Below are 26412 nucleotides of genomic sequence, written 5' to 3'. Positions count from 1 at the left end.
ATGAGCAAGACCATGGAACTCTCCGAGACGACGACCATCGACACCCTGCGGTTCGCGACGGCCGGTTCGGTCGACGACGGCAAGTCCACGCTCGTCGGCCGACTGCTGCACGACTCCAAGTCGGTGCTGGCCGACCAGTTGGAGGCGGTGAAGCACGCTTCCCGCAACCGCGGCCAGGAGGCCCCGGATCTGGCGCTGCTCACGGACGGTCTGCGCGCCGAGCGCGAGCAGGGCATCACCATCGATGTGGCCTACCGCTACTTCGCGACACCGCGGCGCCGGTTCATCCTGGCCGACACACCGGGCCATGTGCAGTACACGCGGAACATGGTCACCGGCGCCTCCACCGCCGAACTGGCGATCATCCTGGTCGACGCCCGCAACGGGGTCGTCGAGCAGACCGTCCGGCATGCCGCCGTGGCGGGGATGCTGCGCGTCCCGCACGTCGTCCTCGCCGTGAACAAGATGGACCTCGTCGGTTACGAGGAGCGGGAGTTCGAGCGGATCGTCGAGGACTTCGCCGGTCACGCGGCCGAGTTGGGGCTGCCCGGCTTCACCCCGATCCCGGTGTCGGCGCTCGTCGGGGACAACGTGGTGGACCGCTCGACGCACATGGACTGGTACCGGGGTCCCGCGCTGCTGGACTTCCTGGAGGAGGTCCCCGTCGGCGTCGAGACCGCGGACGCCCCGGCCCGCTTCCCGGTGCAGTACGTCATCCGGGACGGCGAAGTCCGCTACTACGCGGGCCAGTTGGTGTCGGGCGCGCTGCGCGTCGGTGACCGGGTCACGGTGCATCCCTCCGGCGAGACCTCAGAGATCACCGGTATCGACGTGCTCGGTTCAGCCCGGGAGGTGGCGTACGCGCCGCAGTCGATCAGCGTACGGCTGGCCGATCAGCGGGATGTGTCGCGCGGCGACCTGATCACCTCGGGGGTCGACGTCCCGGCACTCACCCGGGAGGTCCGGGCGGCGGTCTGTCATCTGGCCGACCGTCCGCTGAAGGTGGGCGACCGCGTCCTGGTCCGCCACACCACCCGCACCGTGAAGGCGATCGTCCAGGACCTCGGCGGCGCGGAGTCGCTGGCCGCGAACGACCTGGGCCGCATCTCCCTGCGCACGGCGGAGCCACTGGCCCTGGACGACTACGCGGTGTCCCGCTGCACCGGCGCCTTCATCGTGATCGACCCGGCGGACGGCGCGACGCTGACCGCCGGGATGGTGGAGCTGTAGCCCGCACCACCACTGGATGCCCTCAAGTCCCGGGGCCTGTCTGACGATTCCCGTCGTCCGCCCGAAGGGCGGGCCGAGCGGCGTATGGTGCGTGCGATCGCAAGGCGCCGGAGCGTCCTCGTGGCGGAGCCACGTGGGCGGTTCGGCAACGCGGCGAGCGGGCGTGCCATACGCCGCTCGGCAGGCGGGAATGGTCAGACAGGCCCCAGCGTCAGGCGGGGCTTGGGGGCGTCCGTGCGGCCGGTCTGGGGGCGGCGGCTGCCTGCGCGGTACGGGGCCGGCCAGGTCACGCCCGGGCCGTCGTAGGACTGTTCCGCCGCCGCGTGCAGGGTCCAGTGCGGGTCGTAGAGGTGGGGGCGGGCCAGGGCGCACAGGTCGGTGCGGCCCGCCAGGATCAGGGAGTTGACGTCGTCCCAGGAGGAGATCGCGCCGACCGCGATCACCGGGACGCCGAGGGAGTTGCGGATCCGGTCGGCGTACGGCGTCTGGTACGAGCGCCCGTACTCCGGTCGCTCCTCGGCCACGACCTGCCCGGTGGAGACGTCGATGGCGTCGGCGCCGTGCGCGGCGAAAGCGCGGGCGATCTCCACGGCGTCCTCGGCCCCGGTGCCGCCCTCGGCCCAGTCCGTGGCGGAGATACGGACGGTCATGGGCCGTTCCTCGGGCCATACGCCCCGGATCGCGTCGAAGACCTCCAGTGGGAAGCGCAGGCGCTCGGCGAGGGAGCCGCCGTAGGCGTCGGTGCGGCGGTTCGTGAGCGGGGAGAGGAAGCCGGAGAGCAGATAGCCGTGGGCGCAGTGCAGTTCGAGGAGGTCGAACCCGGCACGGGCCGCCCGCCAGGCCGCCGAGGCGAACTGCTCCCGCAGATCGGTCAGTTGGGCACGGGTCAGCTCGCGCGGGGTCTGACTGTCCGGCCGGTAGGGAAGCGGGGAAGCGGCCACCAGGGGCCAGTTGCCGTCGGGCAGCGGCTCGTCGATGCCCTCCCACATCAGCTTGGTCGAGCCCTTGCGCCCGCTGTGCCCGAGCTGCACGCCGATCGCGGTGCCGGGCGCCTGCGCGTGCACGAAGTCGGTGATCCGCCGCCACCCCTCGGCCTGTTCGGCGGTGTAGAGGCCGGTGCAGCCGGGGGTGATCCGGCCCTCGGCGCTGACGCACACCATCTCGGTCATCACCAGACCGGCGCCGCCGAGGGCACGCGCGCCCAGGTGGACGAGGTGGAAGTCGCCCGGGAGACCGTCGACGGCGGAGTACATGTCCATCGGTGAGACGACGACCCGGTTGCGCAGGGTCAGTCCGCGCAGCCGGAGCGGGGTGAACATCGGGGGCGTGCCGGGCGGGCAGCCGAAGTCCCGCTCGACCGACTCCGTGAAGCGGGGGTCGCGCAGCCGGAGGTTGTCGTGGGTGACGCGGCGGCTGCGGGTGAGGAGGTTGAAGGCGAACTGGCGGGGCGGCTGGCCGAGATAGAGACCGATGTTCTCGAACCACTCCAGGCTGGCGCGGGCGGCGCGCTGGGTGGAGGCGACGACCGGCTTGCGCTCCTCCTCGTACGCCGCCAGCGCCCGCTCCACGGAGGGCTGTTCCTCCAGACAGGCGGCGAGGGCGAGCGCGTCCTCCACGGCGAGCTTGGTGCCGGAGCCGATGGAGAAGTGCGCGGTGTGGGCGGCGTCGCCGAGCAGCACGATGTTCTCGTGCGACCAGTGTGCGTTGACGACCGTGCGGAAGGTGGTCCAGGCGGACTTGTTGGTGTGCAGGGGGCGTCCGCGCAGGGGGTCCGCGAAGATCTTGGCGCAGCGCTCGATGGAGTCGGCGACGTCCAGGTCCGCGAAGCCGGCGGCGCGCCAGACCTCCTCGCGCATCTCGACGATGACGGTGGAGGCGTCGGGCGCGTAGGGGTAGCCGTGCAGTTGCATCACGCCGTGCTCGGTCTCGGCGATCTCGAAGCGGAAGGCGTCGAAGGCGAAGTCGGTGGCCAGCCAGATGTAGCGGCAGTGGTGGGTGGTCACATGGGGGCGGAACACATGGGCGTAGGCCTCGCGGGTGGTGCTGTGCACACCGTCGGCGCTGATGACCAGGTCGTGGGTCTCGGCCAGCCAGGCGGGGTACGGGGCTTCGGAGTTGAAGCGGAGGTCCACGCCGAGGGTGCGGCAGCGGTTGTGCAGGATCTCCAGGAGACGCTTGCGCCCCAGGGCCGCGAAGCCGTGTCCTCCGGAGGTGTGGCGGGTGTTGCGGTGGCTGATGTCTATGTCGTCCCAGCGGGTGAAGTGGTGCTGCAGGGCCTCGTAGACCTGGGGGTCCGCGTGTTCTATGCCGCCGAGGGTCTCGTCGGAGAGGACCACTCCGAAGCCGAAGGTGTCGTCGGGGGCGTTGCGTTCCCAGACGGTGATCTCCCGGGTGGGGTCCAGGCGTTTCAGCAGCGCGGCGGCGTACAGCCCTCCAGGTCCACCACCCACAATCGCCACTCTCATGGTCAGCGCCCCTTCCACTTCGGAGGGCGCTTGGCCGTGAACGCCTTGTGGAACTCCGAGTAGTCCTCCCCCGTCATCAACAGGGCCTGGGTCGCCGCGTCCATCTCCACCGCCGCCGCCAGCGGCATGTCCAGTTCCGCCGTCAGCAGTGCCTTGGTCTGGGCGTACGCCAGTGCCGGGCCCTCGGACAGGCGGCGGGCCAGCGTCGCCGCCGCCTCGTCCGCTCCGCCGTCCTCCGTCAGTTCGCTGATCAGGCCGATGCGCTCCGCCTCGGGGGCGCGTACCGGCTCGCCGAGCATCAGCAGCCGGGTCGCGTGGCCCAGGCCCACCACCCGGGGCAGCAGATACGCCGCGCCCATGTCGCCGCCGGACAGGCCGACGCGGGTGAAGAGGAAGGCGAAGCGGGCGGTCGGGTCGGCCACCCTGAAGTCCGACGCCAGGGCGAGTACCGCCCCCGCGCCCGCCGCCACCCCGTGGATCGCGGCGACCACCGGGAACGGGCACTCCCGGATCGCCCGCACCACCTGGCCGGTCATCCGGTTGAAGTCCAGCAGCTGGGCCGTGTCCATGGAGAGGGTCGCGCCGATGATCTCGTCGACGTCGCCGCCGGAACAGAATCCGCGCCCCTCCCCGGCCAGCACCAGGGCCCGTACCGCCCGCTCGCGGGACAGCTCGGCGAGCAGGTCGCGCAGGTCGGCGTAGGCGCCGAAGGTGAGGGCGTTGAGCTTCTCCGGGCGGGCGAGGGTGACCGTGGCGACGCCGTCCGTGAGCTCCACGCGCAGATGCCGCCAGCGTTCGGTGCGGGCGGCGGAGCCGGTGAAGGGACTCATGAGGGGCGGCCTCCTCGGGCGGACTGCGGGCGGCGCTGTCTCACTGAGGTCTACCCCTCGAATTTATCACCCATCCGTGACTGTCGTCAGGATGGCGCGATACGTCACCGTCGCGACCCGGGTGTCACGGATCGTCGACACCCCCGTAACGGCGGGCTCGGACGTGCGAGGCGGAGCGTTGACCCGGGTAAGCCGCTCGCTACGGGGCCGAAGGTCCCGGACGGTGCCCGACTGAGGACTCTGCCGACGGGCGCCGTACCATTCATAAGGTTGAAAGCAGCACAGACTGCTTGATGAACGGACCCGCCGTGCACGATCGCCTCCCCTCCCCCGCCTCCTGGCGCATCGCACTGCCGCACACCACCGCGGCGGTGCCGGTCGCTCGCGCCCTGGTCCGTACCGCTCTGGCCGAGCTGGAGCACAGTGCCGACGGCGACACCGCCGAGCTGCTGACCGCCGAGCTGGTCGCGAACGCCGTGGAGCACGCGGCGGGCGAGGGGCCCATAGAGCTGGTGGTGGAGCTGCTGCCGAGCGGCTGCCAGGTCGAGGTGCACGACCCGGACCCGGCGCCGCCGGGCAATCTCACGCACCCGAGCGACGGCGAGCCCGATCCCTGGCAGGAGCACGGGCGGGGCCTGCTGCTGATCCGGGCCCTCAGCTCGTCCTGCGGCCACCGGCCGACTCCGTCGGGCAAGGCGGTGTGGTTCCGTCTGCCGGCGGTGCCCGCCCAGCGCCGCCCGCAGTAGCCGCCTACGCCGCCGCCCGGCCCAGCGTCGCGACCAGCACCGCCTTGATCGTGTGCATCCGGTTCTCCGCCTCGTCGAAGACCACCGAGTGCGGCGACTCGAAGACCTCGTCGGTGACCTCCAGCGAGTCCAGGCCATGGGTCTCGAAGATCTCACGGCCCACCTTCGTGCCCAGGTCGTGGAAGGCCGGGAGGCAGTGCAGGAACTTCACGCCCGGGTTGCCGGTGGCGCGCAGGACGTCCATGGTCACCGCGTACGGGGCCAGCGCCTTGATCCGCTCGTCCCAGACCTCCTTGGGCTCCCCCATGGAGACCCAGACGTCGGTGGCGACGAAGTCGGCGCCCAGGACGCCCTCCGCCACCGACTCGGTGAGCGTGATCGCGGCGCCGCTGCCCTCGGCCAGCCGCCGCGCCTCGGCCACGACCTCCTCGCCCGGCCAGTAAGCCTTCGGCGCGACGATCCGCACGTCCATGCCGAGCAGGGCGCCGGTGATCAAGTAGGAGTTGCCCATGTTGAAGCGGGCGTCGCCGAGGTAGGCGAAGGCGATGCCGTCGTCCAGGGTCTTCGGGGTGTGCTCCAGCATCGTCAGGACGTCGGCGAGCATCTGGGTGGGGTGCCAGTCGTCGGTGAGGCCGTTGTAGACCGGCACCCCCGCGTACGCGGCCAGCTCCTCGACCTTCTCCTGGCTGTCCCCGCGGTACTCGATGGCGTCGAACATCCGCCCGAGCACCCGCGCGGTGTCCTTGACCGACTCCTTGTGCCCGATCTGTGAGCCGGAGGGGTCCAGATACGTCGTCGAGGCGCCCTGGTCGGCGGCGGCGACCTCGAAGGCGCAGCGGGTGCGGGTGGATGTCTTCTCGAAGATCAGCGCGATGTTCCGGCCACGCAGGTACTGGATCTCGGTCCCGGCCTTCTTCGCGGCCTTCAGCTCGGCAGCCAGCTCGATCAGACCGCGGAACTCCTCCTCGGTGAAGTCCAGCTCCTTGAGGAAGTGGCGGCCGGCGAGGGCGGTCGGGACTGTCGCCATGGGGGCGCTCCAGAGATGCGTGAACAGGGAAACATGATCAGGGACTCTGGAAGTCTATACGATGTTCCACATTTCTATACGGGCCCACGTTCGACCGGGCAGCTCATGCACCGGGGTCCACCCCTCCCCCGCCCCAGCTCGCTCCCCGGGATCTCGATGACCTCGATGCCCTGCTTGCGCAGATGGGTATTGGTGGTGGAGTTGCGTTCATAGGCCACGACGACGCCTGGTTCGACCGCGAGGACGTTGCAGCCGTCGTCCCACTGCTCGCGCTCGGCCGCGTGCACGTCCTGGGTGGCGGTCAGCACCCGGATCTCGCTCAGGCCCAGCGCGGCGGCGATCGCGCGGTGCATGTGCTCCGGCGGATGGTCGGTGACCTTCAGCTCCTTGCCGTCGACGCCCGGCTCGATGGTGTACGAGCGGAGCATGCCGAGCCCGGCGTACTGGGTGAAGGTGTCGCCGTCGACCATCGTCATCACCGTGTCGAGGTGCATGAAGGCTCGCCGCTTGGGCATGTCGAGCGCCACGATCGACTCGGCGGAGCCCGCCGCGAACAGCTTGTGGGCGAGCATCTCGACGGCCTGCGGGGTGGTTCTCTCGCTCATCCCGATCAGTACCGCGCCGTTGCCGATCACCAGCACATCGCCGCCCTCGATGGTGGACGGGTAGTCGGCCTGCCCCTCGGACCAGACATTGAACGTCTCCTCGCGGAACAGCGGGTGGTGCCGGTAGATCGCCTCGAAGTGCACGGTCTCGCGCTGGCGGGCGGGCCAGCGCATGGCGTTGACGGAGACGCCGTCGTAGATCCAGGCGGAGGTGTCCCGGGTGAAGAGGTGGTTGGGGAGGGGGGCGAGAAGGAAGTCGTCGAGGTCCATGGCGTGGAAGCGCACGGAGGTCGGTTCCGGATGGGCGTGCAGGAACTCGCGTTTGGTCATGCCGCCGACCAGCGCCTCGGCCAGTTCGGGCGCGGGCAGGTTCTCGAAGGCGGCGCGCAGATGGTCGGTGGCGAGGACGCCGTACTCCTTCTCGTCGAAGACGCGGTCCAGGACGAGAGTGCGGGCCGCCGGGATCGCCAGGGCCTCGGTGAGCAGGTCGCCGAAGAGGTGGACGGTGACACCGCGGTCGCGCAGGACGTCGGCGAAGCCGTCGTGCTCGGCGCGCGCCCGGCGCACCCAGAGCACATCGTCGAAGAGCAGCGCGTCCTTGTTGCTGGGGGTGAGCCTTTTGAGCTCCAGATCCGGCCGGTGCAGGATGACGCGGCTGAGCCGCCCGGCCTCGGAGTCGACATGGAATGCCATGTCTCCATCCTGACCATCGGCGGCGATATTCACCCCCTTCTTGACCACTTCGCTCGCCATCACTTCCGGTTCTCGTCCTCTTGACGACAAGCGGAGTCCCCATTTATCGTCGGCGTGACGAAAATCAGCGAGGGGGTCGCTCATGGCCGACATCACCCGGCGCCTCGGCTGGCGCCATCTGCGGGGCGCGCCGACGGCGCACATCCGGCACCACCGCTCGGGCAAGCTGGCGCACGACGGCCCCGGGATCAGCTTCTGGTTCCGGGCGCTGAGCGCGGCCCTGTCCGAAGTCCCGGTCGACGACCGGGAGCTGGCGATGACCTTCCACGCCCGTACGGCCGACTTCCAGGACGTGGCCGTCCAGGCGACGGTGACCTACCGGGTCAGCGACCCGGCCGTGGCCGCCGCCCGGCTGGACTTCTCCATCGACCCCGACACCGGGGCCTGGCGCGGCACCCCGCTGGAGCAGCTCGGCACCCTGCTGACCGAGACGGCCCAGCAGCACGCACTCGACGTCCTGGCCCGTACGCCGCTGGCGGCCGCCCTGGTGGACGGGGTGAGCGCGGTCCGTGAGCGGGTCGCCGCGGGCCTCGCCGCCGAGCCGCGGCTGCCCGCCACCGGCATCGAGATCGTGGCCGTGCGCGTGGTGGCCCTGCGCCCGGAACCGGAGGTAGAGCGGGCCCTGCGGACCCCGGCCCGCGAGCTGATCCAGCAGGAGGCCGACCGGGCCACCTACGAACGGCGGGCCGTCGCCGTCGAGCGGGAGCGCGCCATCGCCGAGAACGAACTGGCCAGCCAGATCGAACTCGCCCGCCGTGAGGAGCAGTTGGTCGAACAGCGCGGGACCAACGAACGCCGCAAGGCGGAGGAACAGGCCGCGGCCGACGCGGTGCGCGCCGAGGCGGAGGCGGCGCGGACGGTGCGGCTCGCCGATGCCGAGGCCACCCGGTCGGTACGGCTCTCGCGCGCCGAGGCCGAGGGCGCCCGAACCGTGGGCGAGGCGAAGGCCGAGGCGCAGGCCGCCTGGCTGCGGGTGCACGCCGAGGTGGACGTCGCCGTGCTGCGCGCCCTGACCGGGACGCGGCTCGCGGAGAACCTGCCCCGGGTGGACAGCGTGACCATCTCGCCGGACGTGCTCACCGGACTGCTCTCCCGGCTCGGCGGCGACGGGGACCGGGCGTGAGCCTCGCGCCGCGCGCGGTGCTGGTCCATCGCACCACGGAGTACGAGGAGTTGGTGGCCCGGCACGGCACGCACGGCCAGGCCGCCTACTTCCTGCGCTCCCGGGGCCGGGACATCGAGGAGGTCGCCGAACGGCACCGGCGAACCCAACGGGCGCTGGCCGAGGTGACCTCCGCGATCCCGCTGACCTGGCGTCAGGCCCGGGTCGAGCGAGCCGACTTGGACCGGTTTCTGTTCGCGCCGCAGGACGTGGTGGTCGTGGTCGGCCAGGACGGATTGGTGGCGAACGTGGCCAAGTACCTGGCGGGGCAGCCGGTCATCGGCATCGACAGCGATCCCGGCCGCAACCCGGGTGTCCTGGTACGGCACCGGTCCGCGGACGCGGCGAAGCTGCTGGCGACATCCGGAACGACTCCTGCCGACGAACTCACCATGGTCGAGGCCGTCGCCGACGACACCCAGCGCCTGGTCGCGCTGAACGAGATCTATCTGGGCGCGGCCGGACACCAGACGGCCCGCTACCGCCTGGGCCTGGAGGACGACGGGGGTGTCGTCGAGGCCCAGGCCTCGTCCGGGGTGCTGATCGGCACCGGGACGGGGGCGACCGGCTGGCTCCGGTCGGTGTGGCAGGACCGGGGAGGGCGGCTGCGGCTGCCCTCCCCGGCGGAGGAACGACTGCTGTGGTTCGTCCGGGAGGCCTGGCCCTCCCCGGCCACCGGGACGTCCCTGGTGGCCGGGGAACTGGGCGCCGCCGCCCGGTTGACCCTCACCGTCGAGTCCGAACGCCTGGTGGCCTTCGGGGACGGCATGGAGACCGACGCCCTGCAACTGACCTGGGGACAGTCGGTACGGGTCGGGGTGTGCCGGGAGCGGCTGCGGCTGGTCGGCTGACCGACCCGCCGCAGCCTCGGGTCACAGCCGAGGGTCGACCGGCTCCGACTCCAGCGCCAGTACGCCGAACACCGCCTCGTGCACCCGCCACAGCGGCTCGCCCTCGGCCAGGCGGTCCAGGGCCTCCAGGCCGAGCGCGTACTCGCGGATCGCGAGCGAGCGCTTGTGGTTGAGGAAGCGGCGGCGCAGCCGGGTGAGGTTGTCCGGGCGCGTGTACTCGGGACCGTAGATGATCCGCAGGTACTCGCGGCCCCGGCACTTGATGCCGGGCTGCACCAGTCGGCCCTCCGGACCGCGCACCAGCGCGCCGAGCGGCTTGACGACCATGCCCTCGCCGCCGCGGCCGGTCATCTCCAGCCACCAGTCGACGCCCGCCCGCACCGACTCCGGGTCGGCGGTGTTGACGTAGAGGCGACGGGTGGTCTGGAGCAGGCCCGAACCGTCGTGCTCCACCAGCCGGTCGAGCAGCGCGAGCTGTTCGTCGTGCGGGAGCGCGGCGAGGCTGCGGCCCTGGACCGCCAGGATCTGGAACGGCGCCAGGCGGACGCCGTCCAGGCCCTCGGTGGTCCAGCAGTAGCGGCGGTACGCGTCGGTGAACGCGGCCGCGTCCACGGCCCGTTCGCGCTGCCGCGCCAGCAGGTCCGTCACCTCGACCCCGCGCGCCGCGGCGCCCTCCAGCGCGGCCAGCGCGCCCGGGAACACCGCGCCGGAGGCGGCGCCGACGGCGGCGTACTGCGAGCGCAGCAGCCCGGACGCCTTCAGCGACCACGGCATCAGCTCGGCGTCCAGCAGCAGCCAGTCCGTGTCGAGTTCGTCCCACAGTCCGGCCTCGCCGACGGCGTGCCGGACGCGGCCGAGGATCTCCTCGGTCACCGACTCGTCGTCGAGGAAGGGCCGTCCGGTACGGGTGTACAGCGCCCCCGTCGGACCGTCGACGCCGAACCGCGCCTTCGCCGCCTCCGCGTCCCGGCACACCAGCGCCACCGCCCGCGAGCCCATGTGCTTCTCCTCGCACACGACCCGCGCGACCCCATCCTGCCGGTACTGCGCGAACGCCTCCTCCGGGTGCTCCAGATAGCCCTCGACCTGCGAGGTCGCCGTAGGCGCCATGGTCGGCGGAAGGTAGGGCAGCAGTCGCGGGTCGACCGCGAAGCGACTCATGACCTCCAGGGCCGCCGCCGCGTTCTCCTCGCGGACCGTGATCCGTCCCGCGTGCCGGGTCTCCACCGTGCGGCGCCCGTGCACGTCCGCCAGGTCCAGCGGCCGCCCGTCCTGCCCGCCCGGCGCCTCGGAGCGCAGCGGCTTGGTCGGCTCGTACCAGACCCGCTCCGCCGGTACGTCGACCAGCTCGCGCTCCGGATAGCGCAGCGCGGTCAGCTTGCCGCCGAAGACGGCGCCGGTGTCCAGGCAGATGGTGTTGTTGAGCCACGTGGCCTCGGGCACCGGAGTGTGGCCGTAGACCACAGCGGCCCGGCCCCGGTAGTCCTCCGCCCACGGGTAGCGCACCGGCAGGCCGAACTCGTCGGTCTCCCCGGTGGTGTCGCCGTACAGCGCGTGCGAGCGGACCCGGCCGGAGGTGCGGCCGTGGTACTTCTCCGGCAGACCGGCGTGGCAGACCACCAGCTTGCCCTCGTCGAGGACGTAGTGGCTGACCAGCCCGTCGATGAACTCCCGTACCTGGCGCTTGAACTCCTCGCTCTCGCCCTCCATCTGCTCGACGGTCTCGGCGAGTCCGTGCGTGTGCTGGACCTTGCGGCCCTTGAGGTAACGGCCGTACTTGTTCTCGTGGTTGCCCGGTACGCACAGCGCGTTGCCGGAGCCGACCATCGACATCACCCGGCGCAGCACACCGGGGCTGTCGGGGCCGCGGTCCACGAGGTCGCCGACGAAGACCGCGGTGCGGCCGTCCGGGTGGACGCCGTCGGCGTAGCCCAGCTTGCCCAGCAACGACTCCAGTTCGGCGGAGCAGCCGTGGATGTCGCCGATGATGTCGAAGGGGCCAGTGAGGTGGGTCAGGTCGTTGAAGCGCTTCTCGGTGACCACGGTGGCGCGCTCGATCTCGTCCACGCCGCGCAGCACATGCACCTTGCGGAAACCCTCGCGCTCCAAGTGGCGCAGGGAGCGGCGCAGTTCGCGGATGTGGCGCTGGATGACCCGGCGGGGCATGTCGGCGCGGTCGGTGCGGGCCGCGTTGCGCTCGGCGCACACCTCCTCCGGCACGTCCAGCACGATGGCGATCGGCAGCACGTCGTACTGCTTGGCCAGCGCGATCAGCTGCTTGCGGGCGTCGGACTGGACGCTGGTGGCGTCGACGACCGTACGGCGGCCGGCCGCGAGCCGCTTGCCCGCGATGTAGTGCAGGACGTCGAAGGCGTCCCGGGTGGCGCTCTGGTCGTTCTCGTCGTCGGAGACCAGGCCCCGGCAGAAGTCCGAGGAGATGACCTCGGTGGGCTTGAAGTGGCGGCGGGCGAAGGTGGACTTGCCCGAGCCGGAGGCGCCGACGAGGACGACGAGGGAGAGATCGGTGACGGGCAGGGTGCGCCCCTGGGTCTCGCGGGTCTCGGTCATGCAGCCTTCGCCTCCTTGTCGGCGCGGTCGGTGGACGGGGTGGTGGACGGGGTGGTGTTCAGCTCGAAGACGGCCATCTGGGTGGGCGGACCCACCTCGGGGTCGTCGGGTCCGACGGGGACGAACTCCGCGGTGTAGCCGTGCCGTTCGGCCACCGCCTCCGCCCAGGTGCGGAACTCGGCGCGGGTCCACTCGAAGCGGTGGTCGCCGTGCCGGACGTGCCCGGCCGGGAGGGACTCCCAGCGCACGTTGTACTCCACGTTCGGGGTGGTCACCAGGACCGTCCGGGGGCGGGCGGCGCCGAACACCGCGTACTCCAGGGCGGGCAGCCGCGGCAGGTCGAGGTGCTCGATCACCTCGCTGAGCACGGCGGCGTCGTATCCCTTGAGCCGGTGGTCGGTGTAGGCGAGCGAGCCCTGGAAGAGCTTGACCCGGGACGCCTGGCGTTCGCCCATGCGGTCCAGCTTGAGGCGGCGGGAGGCGATGGTGAGCGCCCGCATCGAGACATCGACGCCGACGATCTCGGTGAACGCCGTGTCCTTGAGCAGCGCCTGCACCAACTGGCCCTGGCCGCAGCCGAGATCGAGCACCCGGGCGGCTCCGGCGCCGCGCAGCGCGGCGAGGATCGCGTCCCGGCGCTGCACGGCGAGCGGGGTGGGCCGCGCCTCCTCCTCGGCCTCGGCCTCGACCGCGTTGTCGAGGTCCTCGACCTCGCTGTCGTCGGCCTCGGCGAGCCGCACCAGTTCGAGGCGCTCCATCGCCTCGCGCGTCAGCGACCAGCGGCGGGAGAGATAGCGGCTGGTGATCAGCTTGTGCTCGGGGTGGTCGGCCAGCCAGCCCTCGCCGACCCGCAGCAGCTTGTCGACCTCGTCGGAGGCGACCCAGTAGTGCTTGGCGTCGTCCAGGACCGGGAGCAGGACATAAAGGTGGCGCAGCGCCTCGGCGAGGGTGCGCTCCTCGGATTCGAGCAGCAGCCGTACATACCGGGAGGCTCCCCACTCGGGGAACTGCTCGTCGAGCGCGACCGGTTCGACGGTCACCGTCCAGCCGAGCGGCTCGAACAGGCGCTGGACGAGCGCCGGGCCGCCGCGGGCGGGCAGCGCGGGCACCTCCACGCGCAGCGGCAGCGGCTCGGCGGCGCGCTCCGGGCGGGCGGTGCACACGCCCCGCATGGCGCTGGAGAACACCGCGCTCAGCGCCACCGCGAGCAGCGAGGAGGCCGCGTACGGGCGATCGTTGACGTACTGCGCGAGCGCCGCGTCGGGGGCGCCGCCGCGGCCCTTGCCCTTGCCCCGCTTGACCAGTGCCACCGCGTCGACCTCCAGCAACAGCGCCGCGGTGCAGCGCTCGGCGTTCGCCTCGGGGTAGAGGACGTGCGCCTTGCCGTAGGACGTGGAGAACGCCTGGGCCTTCTCGGGATGCTTGTGCAGCAGGAAACCGAGGTCGGTGGCGGGGCGTTCGGGGGTGCCGGTGGTACTGATCGTCAGGAACATGGGCAGGGCCTCTGAGGCTCGATGGACACGGGTGTCGCCGTATGCACGAAGGCCCCCAGGACGGTGATCCCGGGGACCTTCAGGACGACGCTCACACCTTCGCACGCCGGGCGCGACCGGCGCCTTTGTTTATTCCTACGGTTCCGGCGGCTCCCGAGGCTCTCGCGGTGCTACGACAGCTGCGACTGCACCTGGGAGGAGATCAGTTCCAGGTGGTCGAGGTCGGAGAGGTCGAGGAGCTGGAGGTAGACGCGGCGGGAGCCGATCTCGGCGTAGCGGCCGATCTTGTCGACCACCTCGGCCGGGGACCCCGCCAGGCCGTTGGTCCTGAGCTCGTCCACCTCGCGGCCGATCGCGGCGGCCCGGCGGGCGACCTCCGCGTCGTCCTTGCCGACGCAGACGACGAGGGCGTTGGAGTACGTCAGCGCGTCGGTGCCGCGGCCGGCCGCCTCGGCCGCGGCGCGGACCCGGCCGAACTGGCGCTCGCTGTCCTGGATGCTCGCGAAGGGCATGTTGAACTCGTCGGCGTACTGGCCGGCCAGGCGCGGGGTGCGGGTGGCGCCGTGGCCGCCGATCAGCACCGGGATCCTGGACTGGACGGGCTTGGGCAGCGCGGGTGAGTCGGTGAGGTCGTAGTAGGTGCCGTGGAAGTCGAAGGTCTTGCCGGGGTCGGTGGCCCACAGGCCGGTGACGATGGCGAGCTGCTCCTCAAGACGCGCCACCCTCTCTTTCGGGAAGGGAATGCCGTATGCCTGGTGCTCCTCCTCGAACCAGCCCGCGCCGAGGCCGAGTTCGATGCGGCCGCCGGACATCTGGTCGACCTGCGCGACCTGGATGGCGAGCACGCCGGGGAGGCGGAACGTCCCTGCGGTCATCAGGGTGCCGAGGCGGATGCGCTTGGTCTCACGGGCGAGTCCGGCGAGGGTGATCCAGGCGTCGGTGGGGCCGGGCAGGCCGTCCACGGAGCCCATCTTCACATAGTGGTCGGACCGGAAGAACGCGTCGAAGCCAAGGTCCTCGGTGGCCTTCGCCACGGTGAGCAAGGTGTCGTAGGTGGCCCCCTGCTGGGGCTCGGTGAAGATGCGAAGATCCATACCTCCATCCTGCATGGCCGAGTGGTGGTCAACCCCGTTGGCCCCTCCGGCCCCGCTCCGCCACGGTCGGGTGAAAATCGCGGGCGGCGGACCGCGGGGCGGCACGCGCCAGTGACCCGGTTCGGTGGTGATCGTTGGCTCGGGCGGAGCCGGACCGACCGGCTCTCCGAGGAGGCCGCGATGTCCGATGAATCCCAGTCGAAGGGACTGCTCCAGCAGATGGAGGAGCTGATGGCGGCGCTGAACGCGGATCTGTCCGCGCTGGACAAGGATCTCCAGTCGGCCGGGGCCTCGGGACGAGGTGCCGGCGCGACGGCGGGCGCGAGGGAGGACGTCGACTGAGGGGTGTGTCCGCAGGCTACGTCCCGTGCGGCCCGCCCCGCTCATTCCGCCCCGCTCAGCCCGTCTCTCTCAGCCCGCCTCTCTCTCGGACTGCCGTAGCACCTGGTCTCTGTCCCGGTCCGCGAGTCTGCGGAGCATCTCCAGGACCCGGTCGCGGGACTCGTCGGCCGCATCGATGGCCTCCATGCACTGCCAGTAGGTGCCCTCGTCGTCCGCCGCGCTCGCCAGGCCGACGAGGGCGATGCCGACCTCGCCGAGGAGACCGCCGAGGTACATCAACGCCTGGCGGGCGTCGCCCAGTTCGCCGAGCTGGGCCGCGCGCAGGTCCTTGGTGTCGATTTCGGGGGTGTCCAGCACCCCGCAGCCCCGGCCCGCCAGCTCGGTCAACCCCAGCGCCTCGCCGCGCAGTTCGGGTGGGCCGAAGACCGCGAGCCGGCTGCCTATCGCCTGTGCCAGGGCCTGCGCCTGCCACACCTCCGTCATGATGTCCGGCGCACGCTCGGTCCCCGCGAGGGCGCGCCTGCTCGTCACGATGAGCCGCACCGCGTCCATGCGCTGCCCCCGTCTGTCCGACGCGCCCATGGCACGTCCGCCCGAACTCCGTTGTCCACTACCCAGAGTGAGGGTGTGTGAGACGAAAAGCCAGAGGAAGACGGAAATCTGTGGACAACAAATCGATGTCGAGCGGCTAAACGGATACGGAGAGTGAAAACGGATCGATCGACTCCCGGATGTGGTCCAGAAGTCACGGCGCCGGGAAGCGCCGTTCGTTCCGGTCGATCTTGGCGGCGAGGGCGGCGAGCAGGTCGACGCCCAGCACCTCGCACAGTTGCAGCAGGTAGGCCAGCACATCGGCGACCTCGTCCGTGACCCGGTGCGCGGTGTCGGGGTCCGACATCACCCGCGCCGACTCCTCGGGGGTCAGCCACTGGAAGATCTCGACCAGTTCGGAGGCCTCCACGCTGAGCGCGGCGACGAGGTTCTTGGGGGTGTGGTACGGCTGCCAGTCGCGGGCCGCGGCGAACTCGGCCAGTCTGCGCTGGAGCTTCGCCACGTCGAGGTCTTCTGTCACGGGTTCAGGTGTACCACCGTGACGCCGGGCGTTCCGCGGGCCCAGGCCGGGTCGCTGACCGTGCCGACGAGACGGATGTGGCCGCGCTCGCCCATCCGGGCCGCGAGGCCGAGCAGTTCGGCGCCCTGGCGTGGGTCGAGGGCGCGTTCGAGGCCGTCCGTGAGGACGGTGAGGGTGCGCATCGCGGGGGGCACCTCGCCGGGCGGGTCGACCTCCAGCACGCCGGGGCCGGTGAGCAGCACCAGGGTGAGCGCGAGGTAGCGCAGTTCGCCGTCGCCGAGGCGGCCGAAGTCCGTGCGGCCGCCGTCGCCCCGGTCCAGCACGCCCCGGACGGTGCCGTCGCCGAGCGGCTCGGCGAGGACCTCGGCGACGGGGCCGCGGCATCCGGCGCGGACAGCCGCGACGAACTGCTGGTGGCGGCGGGCGCATTCCTGGCGGGTGCGCCACAGGACGTCGGCGAGGTTGTCGCAGCCGCCGAGCAGCCGGCCCGAGCCGATCGGGACGGGGACGCGCATCCAGTCGGGGCGAGGATCACAGGGGAAGACCGAGCGCAGGGCGACGACCATCTGCTCGGCGGCGGCGAGGACCCTGCGCTGTCCGTCCGTCTTCCCGGCGACGCGCAGCGGCAGCAGGGCGGTGCCGAGGCGGTCGTCGGGCAGCGGGGCGCGGGTGACCGGCGAGGATCCGGCGGTGTGCCAGGCGGCCTGCACGGTGCGGCGCCCGGGATCGCGCAGCGCGGTCTCCAGGAGGGTGACGCCGTCCGCGGTCAGCCGCTCGCCGACGACGCGCAGTTCGGGCTCGGCCTGTACGGCGACGTCGAGCCGGACCGGGCCCTCGGGCCCTTCGGCGGTGCACCCGACCCGGAAGCCCCGGCGCCGCTGGGCGTCGGGGCGTGCCCCGTAGGGGACGCAGGCGACGGGGTCCGGGAACACGTCGGCCAGCGCAGCACCGCCACCGAGCCGGGCGAGCGCCTCGTACGCGAGCAGCGCGGTCGTCTTCCCGCATCCGCTGGGTCCGGTGAGCACCGTGACCGCTCCGAGCGGCACGCCGACCCGCCGGTGTCCGGCGAAGGCGGCGAGGCGTAACTCGCTGATGTGGGGACGAGCGGGCCCTCCGGCGCCGGAGGGAAGGGGCACCCGGGGCGACGCGGCGCCGGACGGCGTCGCCGGGGTGGAAGGCACGGCCATATGCGGACCGTAGGACTCCGGTGGGCGGCGAACCGTTTTGGCGGTGGCAGCTTCCTACGATCGGGGGATGCTGCCGCCGGGGTCACGACCCCGGGGCGCCCGCGCCCTCCATGATTCCGCTCACCTCGGTGCCGTTCGGGGTCAGCAGGAAGACATTGCGGTCGACCCGGTGCATCCCGCTGGACAGGCCGAAGACAACGCCCGTGCTGAAGTCGAGAACACGCTTGGCGACCTCGGTCTCGGCCCCGGTGAGGTCGAGCAGGACCGGGATCCCCGACATCAGCGTCTCGGCGACCTCACGGGCGTCACCGAAGACGTTCACCCGCAGCACGACGAAGCGGCGGCGCGGCTCCGTCTCGGCCTCCGGGTGCGCGCGGTGGTCCACGGCGGACGGCCACGCGTCGCGGCCCCGCAGGGGTACGACCTGGGCGAGCCCTTCCCACTGTTCATCGGTGACGTCGTAGCGGCGGTTCACCGGCTCCCCCCGAACTGACTGGTACGCAAAACCTGCACCGGCCAATTCTTACGCCAAGTCACCCGTTCGGCCCAACTGCGACACGGACGGCGACCGGCGAAACCTCCGCGACGGCCGCGCTCGGGCGCCGCTCAGGCGTCCCGGCGGGTGAAACGGAGGGTGGCGGTGACCGTGGTGAGACCGCGCATCATGCCGAGTTGGTTCCAGCCCATGCCGAACTGCTCGCGGTCGACGGTGAACTCGGCCTCCAGGGTGACCGAGGAGGCGTCGGACCCGGCCAGGCGGGCGGTGACGGACTGCGGCCTGCTGATGCCGCGGACGGTCAGCCGGCCGTCGACGCGCACGGCGCCATCGCCGCCCGGCTCGGCGCCGCTCACCTCGAAGGTGAGCTCGGGGTGGTTGTCGGCGTCGAAGAAGTCGGCGGAGCGCAGGTGCACATCGCGCTTGGTGTTCCTGGTGTCCAGGGAGGCGGCGTCCAGGGTGACGGTGCCGACGGCGGACCCGTCGGGCCGTACCTCGCCCTGTCCCGCGACGCCCGCGAAGGCGCCCTTCACGGTGACCAGACCCCACATCGTCCGGTGCTTGAGGGCAACGGTGGTGGCGGCGGGGTCGAGCTGCCACAGTCCGGTCTCCACGGCGACGGTCATGGTCCTGCACTCCTCGGATGGGTACTTCAAATTTGGATGACCTCACGCTAGCCGACGATCCAAATTTGAACAACCCTCTCGTCCAAAATTGGACAACGGGTAGAATCGACGCTATGGCCGACCCGCAGGAGACCCCTACCGACCAGCTCGGATGCCCCGCCGCGTCCGCCGACAGCCTGCTCCCGGCCGAGCTGCGCTCCTGGATGCGGATGCTGGCCGCGACGGCGGCGGTGGAGCAGCGGCTGCGCTCGGTGGTCAAGGAGACGCTGGACGTCTCCCACGACGAGTTCCTGATCCTGTGCCTGCTGGCCGAGCAGCCCCGGGAGGGCCTGCGGATGAGCCGGATCGCGGAGCTGCTGGGCCGGCCGAAGACCCGGCTGACGTACCAGATCGCCTGTCTCCAGCACGCCGGGCTGGTCACCCGGCAGTCGGTCTGCGGGGACAAGCGCGGCGTCGAGGTCGGCCTCACGGCCAAGGCCCGCGAGCTGCTGACGCAGGCCTCCGGGACGCTCGCCGGGACGGTCACCGAGGCCCTGAGGGAGATCTTCGGCCCCGCCGAGCGCGAGGCGATGTGCGGGCTGCTGCCCGGCCTTGAGGAGGAGACACCGGGCTCGGGGCGGTGACCGCCCCGAGCCGCGTGGTCACGCGTGGCAGGTGGGCAGGCTGCCGCCGTTGTACGTGATCATCTCGCCGAACGCCTCCGCCACGTCCACCGTCCGGCCGGAGGCGATCGCCTCGCGCTCGTCCAGTTCGGCGTAGGCGCGGTGGAGGTTGCCGACGACGCGCTCGAACTCCGTGAGATGGCTGAAGGCGCCCTTGCCCGCCTCCTTCGCCGCCACCAGCGGGGTAAGCCGCTGGGCCCTGCCCTCCGCCGCCACCCGCTGGATCCAGCGCAGGTACTCCTCCGTCTCGTCCAGCACCTCGGGACCCCGGACCGGACCGTGGCCGCAGACCACCGTGCGGGGCCGCAGGGCGCGCAGCCGGGCCAGCACGGCCAGCGAGCCGGAGACCGAGCCCATCAGGACGAACGGGGAACTGCCCGCCATCGCGATGTCCCCGGCGAACAGGACCCGCTCCTCGGGCAGCCACGCCACCACGTCGTCGTTGGTGTGCGCGGGGCCCAGGTGCAGCAGCCGGATCTCGCGGTCGCCCTGGTACAGCGTCAGCTCGTCCGTGAAGGTGAGGTCCGGCAGCCGTACCGACAGGTCGCCCCACGCCACGTCCGGCCAGACCCCCGTGAGGGCCAGGCCGTTCTTGACCATCTCCGCGCGGGTGCGGGCGTGCGCCACGACCGTCGCGCCCCCGAAGGCGCCGTTGCCGTGGGTGTGGTCACCGTGGTGGTGGGTGTTGACCAGCACCCGCACCGGGCCCCGGCCCAGGCCGTCCACGGCCTCCCGCAGCGCCGCCGCCCGCGCCGCCGTGGCCGCGGTGTCGACGAGCACCAGCCCTTCGGGGCCGGCTACCACGCCCGCGTTGCTCAGGCACCAGCCCCCGTCGGGCTGGAGGTGGGCGTACACGCCATCGGCGACCTCGGTCAGCTCGGTCCGCAGCCTGGTGGCGGATCCGCTCATGACATCGCCGCCCAGTACGGGTATCCCGGCGCCGCCCAACTCGTCCCCCCTCCGGTGGTCTGCGTCCAGGACACCGCCGGCGGCTGGAGCGGCAGCGGTTCGCCCTCCGCCTGCTCGTCCTGCCGGCCGGAGAGGGCCAGCAGGACCGTGAGCAGGGCCGAGAGTTCTTCCGGTGTGGGTTCGCCTCGTAGCACTCGTATCACCCGTTCCTCGGAGTCCGCCCCGCTCACTGGGGCTGGTTCCCGTGCTTGCGGGAAGGCCGGTCGGCGTGCTTGCGGCGCAGGGTGCGCAGGGCGTCGATCAGCCGGGCGCGGGTCTCCGCCGGGTCGATCACGTCGTCCACCAGGCCGCGCTCGGCGGCGTAGTAGGGGTGCATCAGCTCCGAGCGGTACTCCTTCACCAGCTGCTCGCGCGTCGCCTGCGGATCGTCGGACGCGGCGATCTCCCGCCGGAAGACGACGTTCGCCGCGCCCTCCGCGCCCATCACCGCGATCTCGTTGACCGGCCAGGCGAAGGAGACGTCGCAGCCGATGGACCGCGAGTCCATGACGATGTACGCGCCGCCGTACGCCTTGCGCATGATCAGCTGCACCCGGGGCACGGTCGCGTCGCAGTACGCGTACAGCAGCTTCGCGCCGTGCCGGATGATCCCGCCGTGCTCCTGGTCCACGCCGGGCAGGAAGCCGGGCACGTCGACCAGGGTGAGCAGCGGGATGTTGAAGGAGTCGCAGAACCGCACGAACCGGGCCGCCTTCTCGGAGGCCTGGATGTCCAGCGCGCCGGCCTGCACCGTGGGCTGGTTGGCGATGACGCCGGTGACGTCGCCGCCCATCCGGACCAGTGCGCAGACCACATTGCGGGCCCAGTTCTCGTGGATCTCGAACAGGAACCCGTCGTCGACGATCTCCTCGATGACGTCCCGGACGTCGTAGGAGGCGCGCGGGTCGGCCGGGACCAGGTCCAGCAGGGCCTCGGTGCGCCGGTCGGCGGGGTCGGACTCGGCGACCTGGGGCGCGGATTCGCGGTTGTTCGAGGGGAGCAGGGAGAGCAGGAAGCGGACGTTCTCCAGGCACTCCTCCTCGTCGTCGAAGACGGCGTGGGCCACCCCGGAGGAGGTGGAGTGCGGGTCGGCGCCGCCGAGCCCGTTCATGGTGATCTCCTCGCCGGTCACCGCCTGGACGACGTCCGGTCCGGTGATGAACATCTGCGAGGTGCCGCGCACCATGAACACGAAGTCGGTGAGCGCCGGCGAGTAGGCGGCGCCGCCCGCGCAGGGGCCCATGATGACGCTGATCTGGGGGATGACCCCGGAGTTGCGCACATTGCGGGAGAAGATGCCGCCGTATCCGGCGAGCGCGGTGACGCCCTCCTGGATCCGGGCGCCGGCGCCGTCGCACAGGCCGATCACCGGGGCGCCGGCCGCCGTCGCGAGGTCCATCAGCTTGTGGATCTTCTGCGCGTGCGCCTCGCCGAGGGCACCGCCGAAGATCCGGAAGTCATGGGCGTAGACGAAGGCGGTGCGGCCGTTGACGCGGCCCCAGCCGGTGATCACACCGTCGGTGTGCGGGCGGCGGGCCTCCAGGCCGAAGCCGGTCGCGCGGTGCCGGCGAAGGCCCTCGGTCTCGGTGAAGGTGCCCCGGTCGAAGAGCAGGTCGATCCGTTCGCGTGCGGTCAGCTTCCCCTTGGCGTGTTGTGCCTGGGTCGCCCGCTCCGAGGGACCGCGGTGCACCGACTCGCGCAGTTCATGGAGTTCGGCCGTCCGTTCCCGGAGTGGAGGGGTAGTGCGGTCCATTGACGCTCCTCACAAGTCGTCAAGAGGCCTGTTCAGCCCCTTCTCGGAACGCGTGGCCGACAGAGTGCGTCGGGGGGCTGGAGCGCTGGTGGAGCGGGGCTTAAGCAGGCTCACCAGGGCGTCGAGCCGCATTCAACCGTGGCGAAGCAGAATCAGGGCGTCCGCCACGGGGGACTCCGCACGGGGGACGAAGGGAAGTGGTCACATGACGTACCCGACCGGCGAAGAGCCCTGCGGAACCGGCGAGTTGCCCGCGGCCGGGGCACCGGTCGCCCTGGTGACCGAGTGCGCCTCGGGGATCGGGGCGGCCGTGGCACGGCGGCTCGCGGCCGAGGGCATGCGGGTGGTCGTGAACTGCGAGCGCAGCCCCCGGGCCGGCGAGCGGCTCGCGGCGCAGCTGCCCGGGGCGATGTGCTTCGCCGCCGACATCGCGGTGCGCGAACAGGCCGAGGCGCTGGTCGCGGCGACCGTCGAGCGGTACGGACGGCTGGATGTGCTGGTGAACTCCGCAGGGGTGACCGAGGTACCGCCCCAGCGGGACGGCGAGGCGGCGGACGCCGAGGTGCTGCGGGAGATCTTCGACGTCCATGTCCTGGGGACCTGGCAGATGTGCGTGGCCGCGATGCCGCAGCTGCGGGCGGGCGGCGACGGGTGCGTGGTCAACGTGTCGACGGTGACGGGCGTACGGCCGTCCGCCGGCTCCGTCCCGTACGCCGTCAGCCGGGCGGCCCTGGACAACATCACCCGGCTGCTGGCGGCGGTGGCCGGTCCCGACGTCCGGGTGCACGCCGTGGCGCCCGGACCGGCGGACGCCTCCCCGCGCAAGCACCCGGACACGCCGGAGGAGGTCGCGGAGGCCGTGCTGGCGATGGTGCGGTCCCACTGGCCGTCCGGTCAGGCGCTGACACCGCTGCGCTGACCGGACGGGCCGCCCGGCCGCTACGGCCGGCGCGTCTCCGCGAACTCCTTCGCCCGCCGCAGGGTCGCCCTGCTGTTCGTCCCCAGCGCGTTGCGCACCGTCTCCCGGGCCTTCGGGTCGGCCAGGATCACGCTGTGCCGGGACGTCGCGAGCGTCGTGCCGTCGGGCAGCGCGTCCAGCCGCCACTCCCCGGTGTGGGCGACCAGCACGGTCGGCGTGCGGATCTGCTTGTAGGCGATGCTGCCGGCCTCGGGCCTGCACACCCGTACCGACTCGCTGTGGTGCGCCGTTCCGTCGGGGCCGCGGGTCTCCATCACCATCCGCTGGATGCCCGGGGCCTCATCGGTGAGCTCCAGCGAGGCCACGTGCTTCAGCCGCCCCGGCCAGCGGTCGGCCTCGTGGAGGAAGCCGTAGACGACGTGCGGGGGCGCCGCGATGCGCAGGCTGTCCTCGAAGGTGTACGGCGCCCTGGGGTTCTCGGCGGCGATCCGCACCCCGGCCAGTTCGGCCGGGCTGTTCTGGTGCAGGGCGTGCAGCACGAAGTGCTCGTCGGTGAACGCCTCGAACTCGTGGTGGAGTTCGAGCAGGGTCTCGCCGCCGCCGAGATCCTTCGCCAGCCAGCGTCCGCTCATCGAGGCCAGCGGCGCGGCCGGTTCCTCCTGGCGGAAGTCGACGGTCAGGGCGTGCGGGTCGAGCACCCGCTCGGAGGTCCAGCTGCGGATCTCCGAGCCCGCGAACGCCCAGATGCGGATGTGCTCCCGGCCCTCGGTGCGCGGGGCGCCCTCGACATATTCGGCGTGGACGCAGGGCTCGAACATCAGCGGCCAGACGGTCACATCGGCGACGAGCGCGTGGACGGCCCGCGCGGGCGCCGCGATCCGGGTGGTGTGGACGGTGTTCGGCATGCCGGTCCCCTCGACTGTCGGTGACGGTCTGTCAGTGACGTGCCCGGGCGATGGACCGTCACCTGACCACCACCGCGGCCGAGTTGAAGCCGCCGTGGCCGCGTGCCAGCACCAGTGCGGCGCGCAGGTCGACCGGGCGGGGGGCGCCGGTGACGAGGTCGAGGTGCCAGCCGTCCTTGGGCCGGTCCACGTGCGCGGCCGGCGGCAGCACCCCGTCGCGCAGCGCCAGCAGGGCGGCCACCAGGTCGAGCGTGGAGCCGCCCGCGCCGATCCGTCCGGTCATCGTCTTGGGGACGGCGACGGGGACGCCGTACGGCCCGAAGAGCTCGCCGATCACCTCGGCCTCGGCCTCGTCCAGGGCGGGCACCCCGGAGGCGTCGGCGAAGACGACGTCGATGTCGTCGGTGGTCGCCCCCGCGTCCTCCAGGGCGAGGCGGGCCGCCCGTCCGAGGTTGCCGGGCCCGGTCGGCGGGTCGAACGCGGCGGCGTACCCGGCGACCTCGCCGAGCACCTCCGCGCCCCGCTCCTCGGCGGCGGACCGTTCCTCCAGTACGACGTAGGCGGCGCCCTCGCCCGGCACATAACCGGAGGCGTCCTGGTGGAAGGGCAGGTAGGCGCGGTCCGGGCGGCTGTGCGGGCTGACCTGTCCGGTGGCGAGGTGGCCCGCCCAGCCCAGCGGGCACAGGCCCGCGTCGGAGCCCCCGGCCAGCAGCACCCTGGTGCCGTCGCCGAGGCGCCGCCGGGCCTGGCCCACCGCGTCCAGGCCCCCGCACTGTTCGGTGACGAGGGTGCCGCTGGCGCCCCGCATGCCGTGCCGGATGGAGACCTGGCCGGTGCAGGCGGCGTAGAACCAGGCGAAGGACTGGTAGGCGCTGACGCTGTCGCTGCCGGTGCGCCACAGGGCGCTCATCTCGTGCTGCCCGAACTCGTAGCCGCCTGCCGAGCTGGCGGTGAACACGCCGGTGCCGTACTCCTCCATCGAGGCGGGGTCGACATCGGCGTCGTCCAGGGCCTCGGCGGCCGCGGCCAGCGCCAGCCGGGTGAAGCGGGCGGTCTGCGGCAACAGCCTGCTGGGCACGTACTGTTCGGCCACGAAGGAGGCGACCTCACCGGCGACCGGGACGCGGTTGACGGGCGCGTCGCGGGCCGGGCGCAGGGCGCTGACCCCGCGCAGGGTCGACTGCCACCAGGCGCGGGTGCCGACGCCGTTGGGGGCGACGACGCCGAGGCCGGTGACGGCCGCGCGCACCCGGGCCTGCGGTGCGGAGGAGAGGTCGGGGGTCATTCGGGCTTCCTCAGCACGAGGGCGCTCTGCAGGCCCCCGAAGCCACTGCCCACGCTGAGCACTGTGTTGAGGGGCTGAGCCCGCGCGGTCAAGGGTACGTAGTCGAGATCGCATTCCGGGTCCGGGGTGTGAAGGTTCGCGGTGGGCGGGACGGCACCGTGCTCCAGGGCCAGGGCGCAGGCGGCGGCCTCCAGTGAGCCGATCGCGCCGAGCGAGTGGCCGATCATCGACTTGATGGAGCTGACCGGCACGTCGTAGGCGTGCGAGCCGAGGCTCAGCTTGAGCGCGTTGGTCTCGTGGACGTCGTTCTGCCGGGTCCCGGAGCCGTGCGCGTTGACGTAGTCGACGGCGTCGGCGGGCAGCCGGGCCTCGTCGAGGGCGGCCCCGACCGCGGCGGCCAGTTCGGTGCCGTCGGGGCGCAGTCCGGTCATGTGGAAGGCGTTGCCGCGGGTGGCGAACCCGGCGATCTCGGCGTAGACGTGCGCGCCGCGGCGGCGGGCGTGCTCCTTCTCCTCCACCACGAGAATGGCGCCGCCCTCGCCGAGCACGAATCCGTCGCGGGTGAGGTCGAAGGGCCGGCAGGCCTCGGCGGGGTCGTCCCCTTCATAGGGGGTGGTGGCCTTGATGGCGTCGAAGGAGGCCGCGGTGATGGCGCACACGGGCGCCTCCGCGGCGCCGGCCAGCATCACGTCCGCCGACCCCTCCGCGATGATCCCGGCGGCGTGGCCGAGGGCGTCCAGGCCGGAGGTGCAGCCGGTGGAGACCAGCGCGACCGGTCCCTGCGCGGCGACGGTCCAGGCGACCTCGCGGGCGAGCGCGCTCGGCACCATGTAGTCGTACAGCTGCGGTACGGCATAGGTGGTGTCGGTGCGCCAGTCCCGGCCCTCGTCGCTGAGCAGCGGGTAGGCCTGGTCCAGGCTGGTGGCGGCGCCGACGGCGCTGCCGATGCTGACGCCGGTGCGCAGCGGGTCCAGGCCGCCGAGGGCGAGTCCGCTGTCCGCGACCGCCTCCCAGGCGCTGACCACGGCGAACTGCGCCGAGCGGTCCATGCGGTGGATCTCCCGGACGCCGAGTCCGGCGGCCGCGGGGTCGAAGTCGACCTCGGCGGCGACGCGGGAGCGGTAGCCGGCGGCGTCGAAGAAGGTGATGTGCCGGGTCGCGGCCCGGCCGCCGGTGAGCAGCGCCCAGTAGTCCTTGGTGCCGATGCCACCGGGGGCGACCACACCCAGCCCTGTGATCACTGCGCGTCGGGTCATGCGGCGATGGTCGGCGCGCACGCTCAAGGGGTGGTGGAGCGGGTCGCGATCTGGCCGGGACCCATCGGTCGGCACCGCCTCCCCCGGTGCACCGCCTCTTGACCACCCCTCTAGGCGAACTACCCAGACTGCAACCG

At 72.1% G+C, this 26412-nt stretch carries 25 protein-coding genes; 7 read left to right on the top strand and 18 right to left on the bottom strand.

Going from position 1 to position 26412, the window contains the following annotated elements:
* A complete protein-coding gene (locus tag STRCI_RS30700; RefSeq protein ID WP_269662190.1) occupies positions 1-1230 on the top strand; it encodes a sulfate adenylyltransferase subunit 1 in 1230 nt (409 codons plus the stop codon).
* Between the two features lie 194 nt (positions 1231-1424).
* On the opposite strand, the gene STRCI_RS30695 is transcribed toward STRCI_RS30700, so the two are convergent.
* Entirely contained in the window at positions 1425-3695 is a 2271-nt protein-coding gene (locus STRCI_RS30695; RefSeq protein ID WP_269662189.1) for a bifunctional salicylyl-CoA 5-hydroxylase/oxidoreductase, read from the bottom strand.
* A gap of 2 nt (positions 3696-3697) precedes the next feature.
* Positions 3698-4525, bottom strand: a complete 828-nt coding sequence (locus STRCI_RS30690) for an enoyl-CoA hydratase family protein (RefSeq protein WP_269662188.1) — start codon at positions 4523-4525, stop codon at positions 3698-3700.
* A gap of 293 nt (positions 4526-4818) precedes the next feature.
* Here STRCI_RS30690 and STRCI_RS30685 point away from each other — a divergent pair, with 293 nt between their 5' ends.
* Positions 4819-5271 (top strand): ATP-binding protein, encoded by a 453-nt coding sequence (locus STRCI_RS30685; RefSeq protein WP_269662187.1) that lies wholly within the window; start codon positions 4819-4821, stop codon positions 5269-5271.
* A 4-nt stretch (positions 5272-5275) separates the two neighbouring features.
* Here the strand turns inward: STRCI_RS30685 and argF are convergent, their stop codons facing one another.
* Together argF and STRCI_RS30675 are read right to left on the bottom strand one after the other, a co-directional pair.
* Positions 5276-6298 (bottom strand): ornithine carbamoyltransferase, encoded by a 1023-nt coding sequence (gene argF / locus STRCI_RS30680; protein ID WP_269662186.1) that lies wholly within the window; start codon positions 6296-6298, stop codon positions 5276-5278.
* 74 nt (positions 6299-6372) lie between these two features.
* Complete coding sequence (locus STRCI_RS30675) at positions 6373-7596, bottom strand: arginine deiminase (RefSeq protein ID WP_269662185.1); 1224 nt, start codon at positions 7594-7596, stop codon at positions 6373-6375.
* A 142-nt stretch (positions 7597-7738) separates the two neighbouring features.
* Between STRCI_RS30675 and STRCI_RS30670 the strand changes: the two genes are divergently transcribed.
* Together STRCI_RS30670 and STRCI_RS30665 are read left to right on the top strand one after the other, a co-directional pair.
* Complete coding sequence (locus STRCI_RS30670) at positions 7739-8779, top strand: SPFH domain-containing protein (protein WP_269662184.1); 1041 nt, start codon at positions 7739-7741, stop codon at positions 8777-8779.
* Positions 8776-9669, top strand: a complete 894-nt coding sequence (locus STRCI_RS30665; protein ID WP_269662183.1) for a hypothetical protein — start codon at positions 8776-8778, stop codon at positions 9667-9669. Before STRCI_RS30670 ends, STRCI_RS30665 begins: the two co-directional genes overlap by 4 nt.
* A gap of 21 nt (positions 9670-9690) precedes the next feature.
* Here STRCI_RS30665 and STRCI_RS30660 read toward each other — a convergent pair whose 3' ends face one another.
* The 3 genes from STRCI_RS30660 to STRCI_RS30650 form a co-directional block, all read right to left on the bottom strand.
* Entirely contained in the window at positions 9691-12237 is a 2547-nt protein-coding gene (locus tag STRCI_RS30660; RefSeq protein WP_269662182.1) for a polynucleotide kinase-phosphatase, read from the bottom strand.
* Positions 12234-13730, bottom strand: coding sequence for a 3' terminal RNA ribose 2'-O-methyltransferase Hen1 (locus tag STRCI_RS30655; protein WP_269662181.1), 1497 nt, complete (start codon positions 13728-13730; stop codon positions 12234-12236). Before STRCI_RS30655 ends, STRCI_RS30660 begins: the two co-directional genes overlap by 4 nt.
* A 170-nt stretch (positions 13731-13900) precedes the next feature.
* The gene (locus STRCI_RS30650; protein ID WP_269662180.1) at positions 13901-14824 is read right to left on the bottom strand and encodes an LLM class F420-dependent oxidoreductase; all 924 of its coding nucleotides are present in this window, start codon (positions 14822-14824) and stop codon (positions 13901-13903) included.
* Between the two features lie 180 nt (positions 14825-15004).
* On the opposite strand from STRCI_RS30650, the gene STRCI_RS30645 reads away from it, so the two are divergent.
* Positions 15005-15166: a hypothetical protein gene (locus tag STRCI_RS30645; protein ID WP_269662179.1), complete on the top strand. Its 162-nt coding sequence runs from the start codon at positions 15005-15007 to the stop codon at positions 15164-15166.
* 69 nt (positions 15167-15235) lie between these two features.
* On the opposite strand, the gene STRCI_RS30640 is transcribed toward STRCI_RS30645, so the two are convergent.
* The 5 genes from STRCI_RS30640 to STRCI_RS30620 form a co-directional block, all read right to left on the bottom strand.
* Positions 15236-15718: a DUF6099 family protein gene (locus STRCI_RS30640; RefSeq protein WP_269664689.1), complete on the bottom strand. Its 483-nt coding sequence runs from the start codon at positions 15716-15718 to the stop codon at positions 15236-15238.
* Positions 15719-15911: 193 nt separating this feature from the next.
* Positions 15912-16238, bottom strand: coding sequence for a nucleotide pyrophosphohydrolase (locus tag STRCI_RS30635; RefSeq protein ID WP_269662178.1), 327 nt, complete (start codon positions 16236-16238; stop codon positions 15912-15914).
* Positions 16235-17425 (bottom strand): AAA family ATPase, encoded by a 1191-nt coding sequence (locus STRCI_RS30630; protein ID WP_269662177.1) that lies wholly within the window; start codon positions 17423-17425, stop codon positions 16235-16237. The genes STRCI_RS30635 and STRCI_RS30630 overlap by 4 nt, the downstream gene beginning before the upstream one ends.
* An 82-nt stretch (positions 17426-17507) precedes the next feature.
* Positions 17508-17900, bottom strand: a complete 393-nt coding sequence (locus STRCI_RS30625) for a cell division protein SepF (RefSeq protein WP_269662176.1) — start codon at positions 17898-17900, stop codon at positions 17508-17510.
* Between the two features lie 131 nt (positions 17901-18031).
* The gene (locus STRCI_RS30620) at positions 18032-18547 is read right to left on the bottom strand and encodes a YceI family protein (protein WP_269662175.1); all 516 of its coding nucleotides are present in this window, start codon (positions 18545-18547) and stop codon (positions 18032-18034) included.
* A gap of 113 nt (positions 18548-18660) precedes the next feature.
* Between STRCI_RS30620 and STRCI_RS30615 the strand changes: the two genes are divergently transcribed.
* Entirely contained in the window at positions 18661-19170 is a 510-nt protein-coding gene (locus STRCI_RS30615; RefSeq protein ID WP_269662174.1) for a MarR family winged helix-turn-helix transcriptional regulator, read from the top strand.
* 18 nt (positions 19171-19188) lie between these two features.
* On the opposite strand, the gene STRCI_RS30610 is transcribed toward STRCI_RS30615, so the two are convergent.
* The 3 genes from STRCI_RS30610 to STRCI_RS30600 are packed head-to-tail and all read right to left on the bottom strand — an operon-like array spanning position 19189 to position 21910.
* Complete coding sequence (locus tag STRCI_RS30610) at positions 19189-20118, bottom strand: MBL fold metallo-hydrolase (protein WP_269662173.1); 930 nt, start codon at positions 20116-20118, stop codon at positions 19189-19191.
* Entirely contained in the window at positions 20115-20312 is a 198-nt protein-coding gene (locus STRCI_RS30605) for an acyl-CoA carboxylase subunit epsilon (protein ID WP_269662172.1), read from the bottom strand. Before STRCI_RS30605 ends, STRCI_RS30610 begins: the two co-directional genes overlap by 4 nt.
* A gap of 32 nt (positions 20313-20344) precedes the next feature.
* Positions 20345-21910 (bottom strand): acyl-CoA carboxylase subunit beta, encoded by a 1566-nt coding sequence (locus STRCI_RS30600; RefSeq protein ID WP_269662171.1) that lies wholly within the window; start codon positions 21908-21910, stop codon positions 20345-20347.
* Between the two features lie 205 nt (positions 21911-22115).
* Here STRCI_RS30600 and STRCI_RS30595 point away from each other — a divergent pair, with 205 nt between their 5' ends.
* On the top strand, positions 22116-22829 hold the full coding sequence (locus STRCI_RS30595) for an SDR family NAD(P)-dependent oxidoreductase (RefSeq protein WP_269662170.1): 714 nt from the start codon (positions 22116-22118) through the stop codon (positions 22827-22829).
* Positions 22830-22849: 20 nt separating this feature from the next.
* Here the strand turns inward: STRCI_RS30595 and STRCI_RS30590 are convergent, their stop codons facing one another.
* Genes STRCI_RS30590 through STRCI_RS30580 form a run of 3 tightly spaced genes read right to left on the bottom strand, consistent with a single transcriptional unit; the run spans position 22850 to position 26275 of the window.
* A complete protein-coding gene (locus STRCI_RS30590) occupies positions 22850-23734 on the bottom strand; it encodes an aromatase/cyclase (protein ID WP_269662169.1) in 885 nt (294 codons plus the stop codon).
* Between the two features lie 58 nt (positions 23735-23792).
* Entirely contained in the window at positions 23793-25019 is a 1227-nt protein-coding gene (locus tag STRCI_RS30585) for a beta-ketoacyl synthase N-terminal-like domain-containing protein (protein ID WP_269662168.1), read from the bottom strand.
* On the bottom strand, positions 25016-26275 hold the full coding sequence (locus STRCI_RS30580) for a beta-ketoacyl-[acyl-carrier-protein] synthase family protein (protein WP_269662167.1): 1260 nt from the start codon (positions 26273-26275) through the stop codon (positions 25016-25018). The genes STRCI_RS30585 and STRCI_RS30580 overlap by 4 nt, the downstream gene beginning before the upstream one ends.
* Between the last annotated feature and the right edge of the window lie 137 nt (positions 26276-26412).

This window comes from Streptomyces cinnabarinus (assembly GCF_027270315.1).
Classification (GTDB): domain Bacteria; phylum Actinomycetota; class Actinomycetes; order Streptomycetales; family Streptomycetaceae; genus Streptomyces; species Streptomyces cinnabarinus.
The sequence above is the reverse complement of the archived record's forward strand: the minus strand, read 5'-3'. Positions and strand labels throughout refer to the sequence as shown.